The organism is Fibrobacter sp. UWB4 (genome assembly GCF_002210345.1).
Lineage (GTDB): Bacteria > Fibrobacterota > Fibrobacteria > Fibrobacterales > Fibrobacteraceae > Fibrobacter.
Genome location: NZ_MWQI01000003.1, coordinates 233,861 through 248,072 on the forward strand (window position 1 = coordinate 233,861; position 14,212 = coordinate 248,072).

A 14,212-nucleotide genomic window follows, 5' to 3' on the forward strand; every position below is an offset into this window, starting at 1 on the left:
CCTCCCTTTGGGGAGGCTTTTTTCTATATTTCCTTGCATGCGAAAGATTATAATTGCAGCTTCCTTGTGCGCTATGGCCTGGGCCGGATCGCCGACTGATATGGATTCTCTTTTCCGTGGTAACGAGTACAAGCCAAAGCTTAGTGCTTCGCTTCGCGATACGACAAGCAACGCCGCTGTTCCTGCGAAGGTCTCGGGCAAGAATGAAAAATCCGATGGATTTTATATGCTCCAGTTCGAAGCTGTTGGCGATTTTGATGCAGCCCAGAGGCGCAAGGCGCAGCTTTCTGCTAGCACGGGCTATACCATTCAGGTTGTCTTTGACCCCCCGTTCTATAAGTTACGTGGTGGTGGCTGGACAAAGCGTAAGGTTGCAGAAGATAAAGCTCGCGAGCTTTCTGCATACAACATTAACGCATTTGTTGTAAAGCTTCGATAAAGTTTGTTAAAACTCTTAAGACACAAAGAGCAGGCATATCGCCTGCTCTTTGTCATTTTTCGAAATAAGAAGGAGATGCCCCATCAAGTGGGGCATGACATCATAATACACTGCCTACTTCCTACTACTTACAGCACACCAAGCATCTGCTTGAGGCTGTGGTCATCGAGCTTGAGCAGGGCGCGTTCCTCGGGGGGCACGTAAGCCATCTTGCGTTCGCTGTCGGGCCTCTTGGAGCGGTCTCGGAGCACAACGCTCTTGTTTGTGAGAGAATAGAAGAATGGCCCGGTCTTGATGAACTGCTTCTGGTGTAGCGCCTGCTTGATGGCATCGCTTAATATTGCGTTGATCTTTGCGCTAGTGTGTTCGACATGATGCAGTTCCAGGAGCCTTTGCAGAAGGAGTTCTCCGTGAATTGGCGATTCGCTATCCACATAGAATTTGAGCTGCTTGATGAGCGTTTCTGTCGGAAGTTCCGCCATTGGTTTGTCGGTTGTGCTTGCGGGGTGCTTTACGCTGTATGGTTCGACTTTTGCCGTTGCGACATGCTCTGAATCGTCGAGCGGAATGTCTTCTTGCGGTGGTGGTGCGACACTTTGTTCAATGGCGATTGTTGCGATGAGATTTTCCTTTTCATCGGCATTTGAAATGTTCCAAAGCGGAAGCCACATGTTCAGGACTTTCCAGCCGCGACTTGAAAGCGCATTCGGTCGTATGTATTCTCGATCTTCAATGGATTCCTTGTAGGGCGAGGTGCTGCAATCGCTCTCGACGACCGCTAGGAACCGCTTGGAGTTGTTGGCGTCGATGACGACTGGCCCTATAGGAATGTTGCCCGTGGCGATGCTGTCCTTAAAGGCTATCGATTCCTTCGTGAAAATATCCTTAATTTGTGCGTCAAGAACGGATTCGGCGGCGTTGTTTTGAGGTACTGCAATCTCTGAATTTTTGAGCGAACCGATCCATTCCTGGAACAGGTTGGGCTTGGCGCTTGCAAGTTTCTCGGCGTCTTCGTTTGTCATGAACAGGCTGAGGCTTTGCTTTGCAAGTGTTGTACAAACTGAAATTTTGCGAATCCCGGAAATGCTTGTGGCGTGATCGATATCGGCACATATGAAAATGACGTCACGGTACAAGTCAACGGCTCGCTCTGCGGTCTTGATGTAGAACTTGTTTGTAATGCTTTTTTGCGCAAAGAACTTTGCTGCGCCTGGATTTTTCACCAGGAGCTTTTGTATCGCATCTTCAATTTCGCTGATGAGTGCCTGGTTGAACACGACAATTCCTAGAGTCTGGCTGGGATTTCTTGTCGCATGCTGGACGGCTTTTTCTGCAATTGACGAAATCTTGTCGCGAACGATCTTGAGCGTTTGCGGTTTGCTTGTTGCTAATGCCGGATTTGGAAATTGCGATATGGCGTTATTGTATATTTTGCTGTTTGCAAAACTGAATAAAGCTGGATCCGCATATTGTGTTGTATAGCCGATGATTCGGGTCGGGATTCCCTTGCGGAGTGCCGCCGAAAGCACGTTGTCCTTGAAGAATATCGACTGCGTAGATATTTCCATGTTGCATGCGTCCATTGGGAGCATTTCGAGTGCGGGTGCGCATGGATTGCCAAATAAGATGGCTTTTTTGGAATTGAAAATTCCAGACATGGCTTCGGCAATCGACATGCAGTCGGCATCCAGAATCAATGCTGCATCAAACGAATCGAAATCCTGTTCGTAGGTGTTTGCCAATGTAACAACCTGGAGCAGGTCGGGGTTCTTTTCTATAGCCTCATGTGCGATGCGGAAATTCGCATTGCTGAATTGATCCAATAGTGTTCGGTACTGCTTGCCTTGCTGCTTTCTGTTTTTTGCAGATGGACTGAAGAGGTCTGGGCAGTCTGCTGTTGCCGCTTGCATCTGTTGATTTGTCCAGGCGCGGGCGAATGCCATTGCGATATCTTTATTGGCGTTCTTTGTATCTTTTACAAACTGGGCGAGATTTTCACATGGCGAATCGCTGATGTTTTCCATGTGTTCACAGAGTTGCAGGTAAATGTCCTGCTTGTTCCAGTGCTTGGACCAGCTTTCTATTTTCCCAATCCACGAGTCCACATTCTGTGTATCCATGGATTCGCTCAAGTTGAGCGCCTTGCTTATGCTCTGGAGCTTCTTTTGCAGTTTTTCGGCGCTTTCCTGGATGTTGTCGAAATTCTCGGCGAACGGCTTGAACAAGTGCCATTTGGCGAGTAGCTGTAGCAGATAATCGTGCTGGTCGCTGTTTTTGATGCGGGCACGGAATACATAGTAATGGCGGATTTTTTCGGCCAGATCCTTCCAGTCGGTCTTTTCGTATTTCCAGTCTTTACCGAACAAACGTGCGGCAAGCACGGAGGAATCTTTGTATTTGCGTCTGTAATCCTGGATTTCAATGAGCTTGTCGATTTGCTCTAGGAGCATGTCGTCCGAGGTGATGCTCTTGGGATCCTTGAAAACACTCAGTAGGAGTCGCTTGGGTCTGCGATAGTGGTCCGACAGGGCCTTGAGCGCTGAACTTAGGCTCTCGTCAAATTCATTGCGCGCGGCGAGGATGTTTTCGTCAATGGCGTCTTCTGTAAAGATGTCGGAGCCTTTGCGGCGATAGCTTGACCAGCGGGCGCCTGCATTCGGTAAATCGTTCAGGTCGTCTTGATAGGCGATCCATCCGTTTGAATGGAGATCCCATTCTTCAAAGCCGGGCATTTCGTTGTCGAAATTTTTCTTAAGGACGTTTGCCAGGGCTATGACGTCTGAAAGTTTTATTCCATCGAGATAAAGTTTGGATTTGCCGATGCTTTCGATAAACGGCTTGATGGTTTCGAACAAGCTTGCCGCTTGTTCCAGGTCTTCGCCGATGGAGTTCTTGCGCTCTTGTGAAACGGCGGGCAGCGTGATTCCCTGGAAAGAATTGTAAATGTCGATGCCGTTTTCGTTGAAGAAAAGATGCGCCATCTGTTCCAGGCTATAGTGCATGGACTTGAATTTTTTGTAGCGTACGTCTTCGATATTCTTGAAAAGGCTGCTTGGAAACTTTGTCTTGACGGGCTTTAACTTTGCTATTTCATCAAGTAATTCCGTGAGCCTTGCGCCGCTTGGCTTAAGCGGATTGTTGACCGCATCGTAATACGAGACAAGCTTTGCTCGGGTATCGCAGAGAGTAGTCTTGAGTGTATCGCGGTCAGGACCTTGGAATGAGCGGAATGGCGGGTTCCAGGCGTTCTCGAAATTGAATTTGGTGATGGCCCTACGGCATACTACACAGACCTTTTTCTTTTGCTGGATCAAGTCGGCGGCTATGTTTACAGCGGCTTTGGCCTTCTCCGATCCGGGGAGAGTCTGTATCGCATAGACCGAAGATTTCTCGTGAAGGGCGTCAATGACAGCCTTGTTTGTCTGTGAATCGGTTATGTAGGGGAAATAGTGGTCTGCTGGGTTGTAAACGTGGTCATAGGGGACATCGTCAAAAAGCGAAGACTGTGGCAGGAATCCTTCGTTACCAATTGTCGCGATGAAAAAATCGTTGTTTGCGGCTTTGGCTGTTGTCCAGCATTCACTTGTCAGCTTCTTTTTGAGAAGAATCCTGTTGGTGCTGTAAAACGTGATGCAAAAGCCGTTGCGTGTAAATTTCCAGTCCGCCTTCGATTCAATTTTTTTTTCGAGCGTGTCGAAAAACTTTTGGATTCCAAAGGTGCCGTTCTTGACAAAGTCTAAAGCCTTTGGAAACTTGATGTTCTTGTCCAGCGCCGGGAGAGCAATATTTTCGATGGGGGCGCGAGCCGAAATGGTGACGGAGTCGCTTTCGTCATCGTAATCAAGCGGGATGAGGAGTGCAGGGGCAAGCGATTTTTCGCCCCACTTGATAAATCCTGTGACCAGGTACAAGTCCTGATTGCAGAAATCTTCGGTCTTGGTATTGAGGACTTTGCGGAATTTTTCGAGGTCGGCCTTTTGTTTTTCTTCGTCGTATTTGGCAGTGACAGGGAAAAACTGCGCAAGAGCGCGAGGCTTTGGATCGTTTTGCCAGATATCAAAAAACTGGTCGCCGTTACCTAAAAGCAGCGGGGATTGAAACTTGTTTTTTTGAGAAAAGCTAAGTAAGCGGTCTTTGCTATCAAAGGCTGCTGCTGCTTCGCGGATTTTTTCAATGGTTGCGGACATTGACGTTGATGCCATGTCCCGAATATAAATTTTTTTTAACGAAATGGACGCTATAGATGTTCCATAATTATGGATATTGCGTCAATGATGGATCTTGGTGCGTCATTTTCGGTCAGGTGCGCCTTGTAGCAGACGCGTCCGAAGAGCGTTTCGGGGGAAATGCCGGCTTCTTTGTCCTGGCGCAAGCTGTGGGCGAGTTCGCGCTTGGAAAGCTTCTTGTTGTTTGCATCCACGATGAGCGGGTGGTGCAGGTAGACGGGGCGTTCTTTGCGGCCTAGTGCTTCCATGAGTGCAATCTGGCGGGCCGTGGAGTTGCGGATGTCCTCGCCACGGACGATATGCGTGATGCCCTCGTCAATGTCGTCAACGCAGACGGCGAACTGGTAGGTCCATTGGTTGTCGCGGTCGCGGATGGGAAAATCCCCGCACTGGAGTTTCGGGTTCTCGTGAAAGTCTCCGAGACGTAGGTCGTGCCAGTCGATGAACTTGTTTGGAACGATAAACCGCAAGTTGTGCGGTGCTGAGTTGCTACTCAAAACTTCACTGGATGGGGCTAAGCCCCAACTCTTTGGCTCGGTTATGCCCATGCGAGCATGGGCGCAACACTCGCCTTTTGAGTTGTCTTCACTTCGTTCAGGATGACGAATTGCTTCGCTCAGGATGACGAGATGTTTGCATTTTCCCTGATAAATGATTTCTCCGGTTTCGCTTTGCGGGTTTTCGGCGAGGAGCTGCTTGCGGCTGCAATAGCACGGATAAACGAGCGATTTTGCAACAAGTTTTTGGAGGGCGGCTTCGTAGATCGGTCCGCGGGCACTTTGTATGCTCTCGGAATCGTACTTGAACCCAAGCCAAGCTAAATCTTCTCGGATGCCTGCGATGTAAGCGGGGCGCGCACGGCTCTGGTCATGGTCTTCGATTCGCAGATGGACTTTTAAATTCCATTTTTTTGCGGCGGCCCACACATAAAGTGCCGAAAGCAGATGGCCTTCGTGAAGGTAACCCGTGGGGCTAGGTGCGAATCGAATTTTTCCAGACATGGTGCAAATGTAGTTACGGAGTAAATATAAGTTGTAAAATTATTACTAAAGTCACATAATTTCTATGAAAAAACATATTTATTTCACTTTTTGCTTCTAAAACGCATTTCTTATAATATATTATTGAGGTAATGGGATGTAACACTGGAGTAATTATGGGTGGAATGAGACTTTCGAGGGCCTGCGTGGCTCTTTTCTTTGCGTTTGCAGCAAATGCTTTCGCTAATGATGTTGTCGCTACGGCTTCGAACGGCGCAACAGTAATATTACACGACAATGGTCGCTGGGAGTACCATCAGAACAACAGCAAGATTCGCGATGTGCGTGAAAGTGCCATTCCCGAAGATGCCAGGTTCAATGTAATGGTCGAATACGAAAGACCTGAGCAGGTGCGTAAGAATTTGCGCCTTGCGATGGAGGCTGCTTATGCGACTGAAGAAGAAATTCGCGACAGCCTGAGAACGGTCCCGAAGGGCGGCTATATCTATTTTCAGGTGAAAACATCTCAAATCAAGAAGGGAATGCCTCGCAAGTTGACGTACTCGTTGTACGATGGCAGCAAGAAACCTATATTTACGAAAACAGCTTACGATACCGAAGCGGTTCCGAGTGAACAGAGAGGCGTTTCTAACCTGCTCGTCGTCCCTGTTTACGGACACCCCAAGTCCAATGTGATGCTTGCAAGAGTGCAAACACGAGACGGGATGGAAACGCTCGATATCGATATTCCCGTAAGGTAATTTGCATTGCTAAAATTTGCGGTAGTCGATCTCGAAACGACCGGCGGACATGGTGAAGATAATCGTATAATGGAAATCGGAATCGCCCTGATGGACGGTTCCGAAATTGTTGAAACGTACCACGCACTTGTGGACCCAGGTAAGCCTATTACGCCATTTGTGCGCGAACTGACGGGCATCACTGACGAAATGGTGAATGGACAACCGCAATTTGGCATAGTTGCAGAGCATGTGGCTGCGCTTTTGCAAGACCGCATTTTTGTAGCGCATAATGTCCAGTTCGACTGCAAGTACATGACTGCGGAACTGAAGCGCTGCTGCATCAAGTTCAACCCTGCGAGACTTTGTACGGTAAAGCTCGCGCGGCGCGTGTTCCCGGGGCAGCCGAGCTACAGTTTGCACAAGCTTACGGAATCTCTTGGACTCCCGGATTTTAACCATCACCGCGCTTTGGACGATACGCTTGCGGCGGCCGCCATTTTGAAGTCGGCTCTGGAAAAAGTCGGCGAGACCGGCGTGATGAAAAACGTCGTGAATTTATCTGTTGCCAAGAAACAGGCGTTTTGCAAGTAGTTGTTGGGTCTATAGTCTTAAGTCAATGGCTATTGGTTTATGGCTAATGCGAGAATCGCAACTACGAGATGCGCGCGAGATTAAAACTTCAACAATCCCATTTTATATTTGAGCTTCAAGATGCGGGCGGCGGATTCTTCGATTCGCCGCTTGTATTTTGAGTTTTTTTCGCAAAGGTCCATCATGATGTCGAGCATGTCCTTGGCTTTTGATGTGTAGGAGATCATGAGCATGTCGTTGCCGGCGTCAATGATGGCGGTGACGAGGCGCTTGAAGTCTTTGTCCGGGTAGGTCTTGCGAGGCTGAATTTGCGTTTTGCCGCTTGCCCATGTGCGAAGGGATGTTCCCCAGAGGTCGTCGGTGAGCATGACCATGTCCGGGAATCCGCGACGGGCCATTTTTACAATGTTGGCGTCGAAGACGGCGGGGCGGCTTGAAATGCGCAGAAAATGGACGCTCGACATCATTGTGACAGGAATGTCGTTTGCAAGAGTCTTGAAAAAGGAGATGTTCTGGTCAATTTTTTCTTTGGGTGAAGCGCTGATGGCAATTTGCAAGTCGCTGTTTGTCCAGGAATCGTAACCGGGGAAGTGCTTTGAAACGCAGATGATGCCGTTGTCGCGCATGCCGTTGACGAATGCTCTTACTTTGTAAGCGTTTGATGTGTCGTTACCCCACGAGCGTCGGCTTTCTTCCATGAACGAATTGGTGCCGCGGTGGTCCTTGGACGGGTCCAGAACTGGTGCCAAATTCATGTTGATTCTGATGTCTTTGAGTACGCTCCCGACTTTTTTTGCGAGCGAGTGAATTTGCGTGGTATCCATGCGACGCATTTCGCGGGCGCTCGGGAGGCCTTCCCATTGCTTTGAATACGATACTAAACGGTTAACGAGGCCGCCTTCTTGGTCGAGTGCCGTGAAAAGAGGAATCTTCAAGTTCCTGTCGATTTCGTCCATTCGTTCTTTGTAATTGTCGAAACTGCGGAGGTGCTTGCCTGTGATGAGCACGCCGCCGAGCTCGTTTTCGATCACGAATTGCGGCGAGGTGAGGAACACCATGATCATTTGGCCAGCTTTTTGGCGCATGGACATGGAATTCCACAACGGCATGAGTTCATCGGGCAAGTTGTACGGATTTTTGTCGGACTTTGCGACACTCGACGAAGACTGCGGTGCTTTGGTGGAGCTGGAGGTCGCGAGAGTCGTCGAATCTTTTACGAGGTTCGCGGAACTTGATTCCGTGACATTTTCCGATGATGAGTAAGTGCAAATGGGTGCTACAGACGAAGACGAAAACACGCACATGGTCTCTTCGGACGATGAACTTGCGTAAAAAGGAGTTTTGTCTTGCGCAACTGGGGCTGTACTCTTTGCAGAAGCGCTTGTCGCGGGCATGATGATGCTATCGTCAATGGCCAACGGCGCTTTGGCTTTAGGAACGTTTCCCGAAGCCATGGCGGAATAAGCCGCGAAAAGAGCAAGTGTATATAAAAGTCTTAAGGTCATGTATTAACATTCATTGTGTCTTCTTGACACAGAAATTCATTTGTCATCCTGACACTGAAAGTGGAAGGATCCAGTGAAATTTAACTGGATTCTTCGTCCTTGCGGACTCAGAATGACAAGCTTTATCACTCTTCACTCTTTTTCTTCGCACCGAATCGGCGGGGCTTGAATTCACGCGGCGGGAAATCAAACTTGAGCTTGCCCTTCACGAGCGTGAGGTATGCGTCGAACAGGCGGCGAGTCTTGTTGCTGCGGAATCCCTTGATAAGCGAAGTCTTTTCGCCGGCGAGCAGTTTCTTGATGTCGTCGAGCGGAATTTCCTTGCCGAGGAGAATCTTCGGGAGCGTGATGCCGCTTGGTTCTTTCTTCACGTAGCTTTCTGAGACGTAGCCTGTGAGCGTCTCGTAAACGTCTGAACCGTCAACAGGCGACTTGCCGATGACTTCGCCGAGTTCGATTTCTTCGGGCTTTTCGTCAAAGACAAATTCGACTTTGTTCTCGTCGTTGATGATGAGAACGGCCGAGAATTCGGCGCCCTTCTTGCTGCGGAAACCGGTCAAAGGGCCAATCTTGCGCTTGGTCAAGAGTTCAACGATTTCACTTTCGGACAAGTGCTTGCCGCCCACAATCTTGCGGATGACGATGCCGTCTTCGGTGGTGTAGCGGCTGACCGTTTCGAAAACCTTCTTGCCGTTTACAGGGCTGAAGCTTGCTTCGTCGGTCGTGCTTTCTTCCTTGAATCCCTTGATGTTTTTCACCATCGTCTTTGTCATTTCGACGATGCCGTTCATGAACGCTTCGCGAGATTCCTTGCCCTTCGAGATGAGGTCCATCTTGTATTCCCATTCACCGGTGAGTTCTGGGCTGGTGAGGGCTTCGCAGTTCATGGCGGAGAGGACCTTGATGAGGTCAAATGCCTTTGCGGTCGGGATCATTTCCTTGCCGTCGCGGACAACGTACTTGTCGCTCACGAGTTTTTCAATGATGGCGGCGCGTGTGGCAGGCGTTCCGAGGCCGCGTTCCTTCATGGCGTCGCGGAGTTCGTCGTCTTCCACGAGCTTACCTGCACTTTCCATCATCGAGAGGAGCGTACTTTCGGTGTAGTGTGCAGGCGGCTTGGTAAAGTCTTCTTTAGCGTCAATTTCGAGCGTTTTGGCGGTGTTGCCGTTCAGCTTCGGAATATTCGATTCTTCGTCGGATTCCTTGCCGTAAATGGCCTTGAAGCCCGGATCCACAAGAATCTTGCCTTCGGTGATGAAGGTCTCGTTTTCGACTGTCGTGATTCGTGTCGTGTTCAAGTACTGCGCTGGCGGGAAGAACACCGCAATAAAGCGCTGGCAAATCATCGTGTAGATTTTTTCTTCAGCTTCGGAGAGTCCCTTCGGCACAACGCCTGTCGGGATGATGGCGAAGTGGTCCGAGATTTTCGAGTTGTCAAAGACCTTCGGCGTACGCTTCACGTAGTTCTTGTCCAAAGCTTCTTGAGCGAATTTGGCGAGCGGACCTTCAATCTTGCCGAGTGTTGCCTTTACTGGGGCGACGTAATCTTCGGGCAAGCAACGGCTATCGGTACGCGGATACGTGGTCGCCTTGTAATGTTCATAGAGTGACTGGGCGATGGAAAGCGTTGTCTTTGCGCTGAATCCAAAGCGGTTGTTTGCTTCGCGCTGGAGCGTGGTGAGGTCATAGAGCTGACCGCACTTCTGCTGGCCCGGGGCGGTGGTCTCTTCGATGGAGCCGGTCTTGCCCTTGCACTTGGCGAGAATTTCCTGAGCGCGAGCTTCGTCAAAAATCTGCTTGACGCGGTCTTTGCCGTTTTCTTTATCGACGGTGAACCACTTGCCTTGGTAGCCTGCGCCTGCGTTATCGAACGAGGCTTCGATCGTCCAGAACTTTTGCGGTACAAAGCGGTTGCGTTCTTCTTCGCGCTTCACGATAATGGCAAGCGTCGGAGTCTGCACACGTCCGCACGGCGTAATCTGGAACCCGCCCATGGAGCTGTTGTAGGCGGTGAGTCCGCGGCTTCCGTTCATGCCTACGAGCCAGTCGGCTTCGCTACGGCAGAGGGCGGCGTTCCTCAAGTTCACCATGTCTTCTTCGGTACGGAGGTGCTCGAATGCGTCCTTGATGGCGGCAGGCGTCATGCTCTGCATCCAAAGTCTCTTGAATGTCTTGCCCTTGAAGTTTCCCTTGAGAATGTAGTCCACGATGTAATAGAAAATCAGTTCACCTTCGCGGCCCGCATCGCATGCGTTTATAATCGTCGTCACGTCCTTGCGCTTGATGAGCTTGCCGAGGGCGGAGAGATGGGCTTTTGTGGTCGGTAGGGCAACGAGCGGGAACTTTTCCGGGAGCATGGGGAGTGTTTTCATGTCCCATGCTTTGTAGCGTTCGTCGATATCTTTCGGGTCGGCGATACCAACGAGGTGACCAATCGCATGGCTTACGATGGTTGAATCGCTTTCGTAATAGGCGGTTTCTTTCTTGAAGGATTTTGCACCGAGCACTTTGACGAGGTCGGCTGCCACGCTAGGTTTTTCTGCGATGATGAGCGTCTTGCCTTCGATAGCCGCTTTTGATGTTTTTGCGGCAGTTTTCTTTGTAGTGGTTTTAGTTGTCGCCTTAGTTGTAGTTTTAGTCGTTGCCATTTTTATTTCCACTTAAAACGTCCGAACAGGCCGAACAGTACGGCCAGTACGGTAAAGGGGGCGTGGATGAATTCAACCGGGATGCACCACTTGAGGAGGTGTTCCTGCTTGAATATTTTGAGCCCGCGAATAATGAGAACCATGTCGCCTACGCTCTTGCTCAAGAACGCTATCAATGTGGCGACGAAAATCTTGAAACTGAAAATCGAGAATGCTGCGGTGATGCAGAGCATGGTAAGGAACAGGAACACCATCGAGAGCACAAAGACGATTTTTGGGGTATAGTAGATGGTCTTTGATGCCCAGCGTTTGCGCTGTTCCCAGAGGGCCTTGAGTGTTTCCTTGCCGCTTGTGGTGACGAACGTGGAGGGCGTGATGCAGTAGCGCATGGCCCATGGACGGTCGGCTGCCAGTTTTTGCATCAGGAGGTCGTCGTCTCCGCTCTGGATTTTGATGACGCCTGTAAAGCCGTTCACGCTCTGGAAGAAGCTTTTGCGGTAGGCGAGGTTGTTGCCTGTGCTTGTGAGCGGGAGGTGCATGGCGAGGCCTGCTGTGCCTGCGACGCGGTAAATCAGCGTTTCGACCGCCTGCATGCATATGATGAACGGCGAACTCTTGTCGGTCGGGATGTACGAGTGTCCGGCGACAAGTTCAATCCCCGGTTCGAATTCCTTGACGATCCCTTTGATCCAGGACGGCTGCACGATGCAGTCGGCGTCCGTGAGGCAGAGGATTTCTCCGTTGCAGGCTTCGATCATCTTGCTGATGGCCTGCTTCTTGGGACTCACTCCTTCGGGGATGGAATCGATCGTGAGTACGTGGAGGCGTTCAAATTTTGCTTCGTATTCCGCGAGAATCTTCGGGGTGTCGTCCGTGGAGCGGTCATCGGCTACCCAGACTTCCCAATCGCCCTCGTAATCTTGCGAGAGTACGGAGTTGAGCGTTTCGCGGATGCCTTCGGATTCATTTCGGGCCGCAATCAGGATGCTCACCTTCGGGAGTGGTTCCGGGTCGGCAAAGCCCTCGCGTACGCGCCCGAGCGCACGGTAGAACCGCACTTCTAACCCGAGATAGAAGATGGCGAGTATTGCCAAAAGCCCGATGGCCACGTATGTCAAAACCGTAAGGAACATTGTTCTTCGGCAAAATGTAATAAGGTTTTTTTGAATGTTTAAAACTCACCATCAAAATCGCGGGGCATTTTTACGCATATAATATTATAGTAAGCGACTAGGTGCTGAACGTGTGGGCAGCAGGTGATTCGAAATTAGGATTTCGGAATTAGGAATTGGCGGAAAACGGTATTACTTTCTTGCGGAAAGTTTTGGCCAGGAAATTTCGGGCTTTTGATTGAGGTAGGTGAGGCGAGTCCAGGAATCGTCGCGGAAAGTGCTGCCGAGCGTGAACTCGTCGATTTTCCCGGTGAATCCGCCGATTTTCAAGTCTGCAAGTTCGCGGTTGCCGTCCCAGTCATTGCTGGTTTCTTCGGCCTTGATTGAGGTGCCATTGATAAAATAACTTGTTTGCGGAATGGAGTGCTTGCTGAATGCTATGAAAATCCATTTGCCCGCTTCAATTCCTTCTGTGCCAGATGCCCATGTTTGTTTGTAACTTGCGGTGTCCGTCGCGCCTTCGTCGCCTGCTCTTTCTGTGGCGACGTGATAAAATTCTACGACGAAGCCTTGAGCGGGATCGTAGCGTAGCGCGTATTCGTCTGCTTTTTCAAAGATGGTCTGCTGCTCTAACGATTCAAGGTTGATCCACAGAGAAAAACAGAATTGACCGTTTCCAAAGGACAAATTAACCTTGCGGGTCGAATCTGCCTTGGCGGAATTTTTCGCGGTGATTGTAGTCGTTGCGTCTAGCGCTATGGATGATCTGAGAACGCCGTCAGAGTTGCGGTTCTCGGTGCTCGTCTTGGATCCAGTTTCGGTAGAATTTAACATTCCGTTGAAATAGCCCTTCTCGGCATCGTCCCTGAAGGTGGTTTCGCTGTCGAAATGGTACACGAGCGAATAGCTGCGGTTGGTCGGGAATATGTCCAATGCGTAAAAAGGATACTGCAATCCGTCATAAACAATCTCTAGCGAATCATCAACATTTAATGAATCCACGCGGACCCAGATGACCATTTCCTTTGATTCTCTGTCAAAACCTGCATAGCTAATCGGAAGATTGCTGCGGTGACGCCCATCTTTCGAAATACGCGCAGCATCCCAACGACCATAATTAACATACTGGAGCGAATCAAAATCGCAGATGTCTTCCGTCAATCGAAGCGCAATCGGAATGTCGGTCACAACAGAATTCAGCGTGTCGATTCCTTTGGGGAGAGCTAGCGGCGCCACAAAGGTAAGGGTTACAGAATCACGAGGAGTTTCAATGTCGGGTTCGATCGGACTTGGCTCAAGAATCGTCTCGGTATGTCCCGCAACGATATCGACTTTTAGATACGCCCAAGGATTTGCACTAGAATATTCGTCAATGAACACCTGCAAATCGAACTTGCCTACAGGCAAGCTATCGATAAACAATGTATGCTCGTGAACAACGATGTTTCTATGAATAGTCGTTCCCAAAACGGTGGCGACACCTGCTGCGCCGTCCGAAAGATTTTCTATGCCTTCGAATTTTATGATTCCCGGATCGCGCAAAGTATCGCTAACAGCGACGGAATCGTCTTCGGTGACGCTTATGTTCTGCACGAGGAACCGCTTGCCGGATTCTTCGTGGAAAGCCTCGACGGCGTAAGTGCCCGGGGGAATGGAATCGAGGCTATAGTAGCCTTTTGAATCTGTTTCTGTGGAGTAGGCGGCGGGGAGTTCGCCAGAGGTGGCGTTAAAGTCGCTAGGAACGCAGTGTACGCGCGCGAATGCGGCGGGCTTGCCGTTATCCAAAAGGAAAATACCGGCGAGTTCTGGAGAACCCGTCTCGGCGCTGTTGCCTGCAATATGGCTGTCGGAGGAACAACCTCCAAGAATTGCAGCAGACGCAATCGAAACAGCCAATATGTTTTTGCAGAACTTCATTGATACCAATATATATAAGATTTGCGAAAAGCGGGAGGGCTATTGATCGCG

General features: G+C 49.9%; 9 protein-coding genes. 3 read left to right on the forward strand and 6 right to left on the reverse strand.

Annotation, left to right across the window (positions count from 1 at the left end; translation table 11 throughout):
- Positions 1-37: 37 nt before the first annotated feature.
- A complete protein-coding gene (locus tag B7990_RS07700; protein ID WP_088640408.1) occupies positions 38-439 on the forward strand; it encodes an SPOR domain-containing protein in 402 nt (133 codons plus the stop codon).
- A gap of 128 nt (positions 440-567) precedes the next feature.
- Here B7990_RS07700 and B7990_RS07705 read toward each other — a convergent pair whose 3' ends face one another.
- On the reverse strand, positions 568-4,641 hold the full coding sequence (locus tag B7990_RS07705) for a hypothetical protein (protein ID WP_088640409.1): 4,074 nt from the start codon (positions 4,639-4,641) through the stop codon (positions 568-570).
- A gap of 35 nt (positions 4,642-4,676) precedes the next feature.
- Entirely contained in the window at positions 4,677-5,666 is a 990-nt protein-coding gene (locus B7990_RS07710; protein WP_088640410.1) for a glutamate--tRNA ligase family protein, read from the reverse strand.
- A 155-nt stretch (positions 5,667-5,821) separates the two neighbouring features.
- On the opposite strand from B7990_RS07710, the gene B7990_RS07715 reads away from it, so the two are divergent.
- Together B7990_RS07715 and B7990_RS07720 are read left to right on the forward strand one after the other, a co-directional pair.
- Positions 5,822-6,406 carry a hypothetical protein gene (locus B7990_RS07715; protein ID WP_088640411.1) on the forward strand — a complete coding sequence of 195 codons (585 nt, stop codon included), beginning with the start codon at positions 5,822-5,824 and terminating at the stop codon, positions 6,404-6,406.
- A gap of 6 nt (positions 6,407-6,412) precedes the next feature.
- Entirely contained in the window at positions 6,413-6,979 is a 567-nt protein-coding gene (locus B7990_RS07720) for a PolC-type DNA polymerase III (protein ID WP_088640412.1), read from the forward strand.
- 80 nt (positions 6,980-7,059) lie between these two features.
- Here the strand turns inward: B7990_RS07720 and B7990_RS07725 are convergent, their stop codons facing one another.
- From B7990_RS07725 to B7990_RS07740, 4 genes are all read right to left on the reverse strand, one after another.
- Complete coding sequence (locus B7990_RS07725) at positions 7,060-8,433, reverse strand: glycoside hydrolase family 3 protein (RefSeq protein ID WP_176407247.1); 1,374 nt, start codon at positions 8,431-8,433, stop codon at positions 7,060-7,062.
- 176 nt (positions 8,434-8,609) lie between these two features.
- A complete protein-coding gene (locus B7990_RS07730; RefSeq protein WP_088640414.1) occupies positions 8,610-11,132 on the reverse strand; it encodes a DNA topoisomerase III in 2,523 nt (840 codons plus the stop codon).
- Positions 11,133-11,134: 2 nt separating this feature from the next.
- Positions 11,135-12,265, reverse strand: a complete 1,131-nt coding sequence (locus B7990_RS07735; protein WP_088640415.1) for a glycosyltransferase — start codon at positions 12,263-12,265, stop codon at positions 11,135-11,137.
- Positions 12,266-12,436: 171 nt separating this feature from the next.
- Positions 12,437-14,161: a LamG-like jellyroll fold domain-containing protein gene (locus tag B7990_RS07740; protein ID WP_088640416.1), complete on the reverse strand. Its 1,725-nt coding sequence runs from the start codon at positions 14,159-14,161 to the stop codon at positions 12,437-12,439.
- Positions 14,162-14,212 lie beyond the last annotated feature (51 nt).

Coding starts and splice junctions, on each gene's coding strand:
- B7990_RS07700 (WP_088640408.1), top strand. CDS start 38: ATGCGAAAGATTATAATTGCAGCTTCCTTGTGCGCTATGGCCTGGGCC.
- B7990_RS07705 (WP_088640409.1), bottom strand. CDS start 4,641: ATGGCATCAACGTCAATGTCCGCAACCATTGAAAAAATCCGCGAAGCA.
- B7990_RS07710 (WP_088640410.1), bottom strand. CDS start 5,666: ATGTCTGGAAAAATTCGATTCGCACCTAGCCCCACGGGTTACCTTCAC.
- B7990_RS07715 (WP_088640411.1), top strand. CDS start 5,822: ATGGGTGGAATGAGACTTTCGAGGGCCTGCGTGGCTCTTTTCTTTGCG.
- B7990_RS07725 (WP_176407247.1), bottom strand. CDS start 8,433: ATGGCTTCGGGAAACGTTCCTAAAGCCAAAGCGCCGTTGGCCATTGAC.
- B7990_RS07730 (WP_088640414.1), bottom strand. CDS start 11,132: ATGGCAACGACTAAAACTACAACTAAGGCGACAACTAAAACCACTACA.
- B7990_RS07735 (WP_088640415.1), bottom strand. CDS start 12,265: ATGTTCCTTACGGTTTTGACATACGTGGCCATCGGGCTTTTGGCAATA.
- B7990_RS07740 (WP_088640416.1), bottom strand. CDS start 14,161: ATGAAGTTCTGCAAAAACATATTGGCTGTTTCGATTGCGTCTGCTGCA.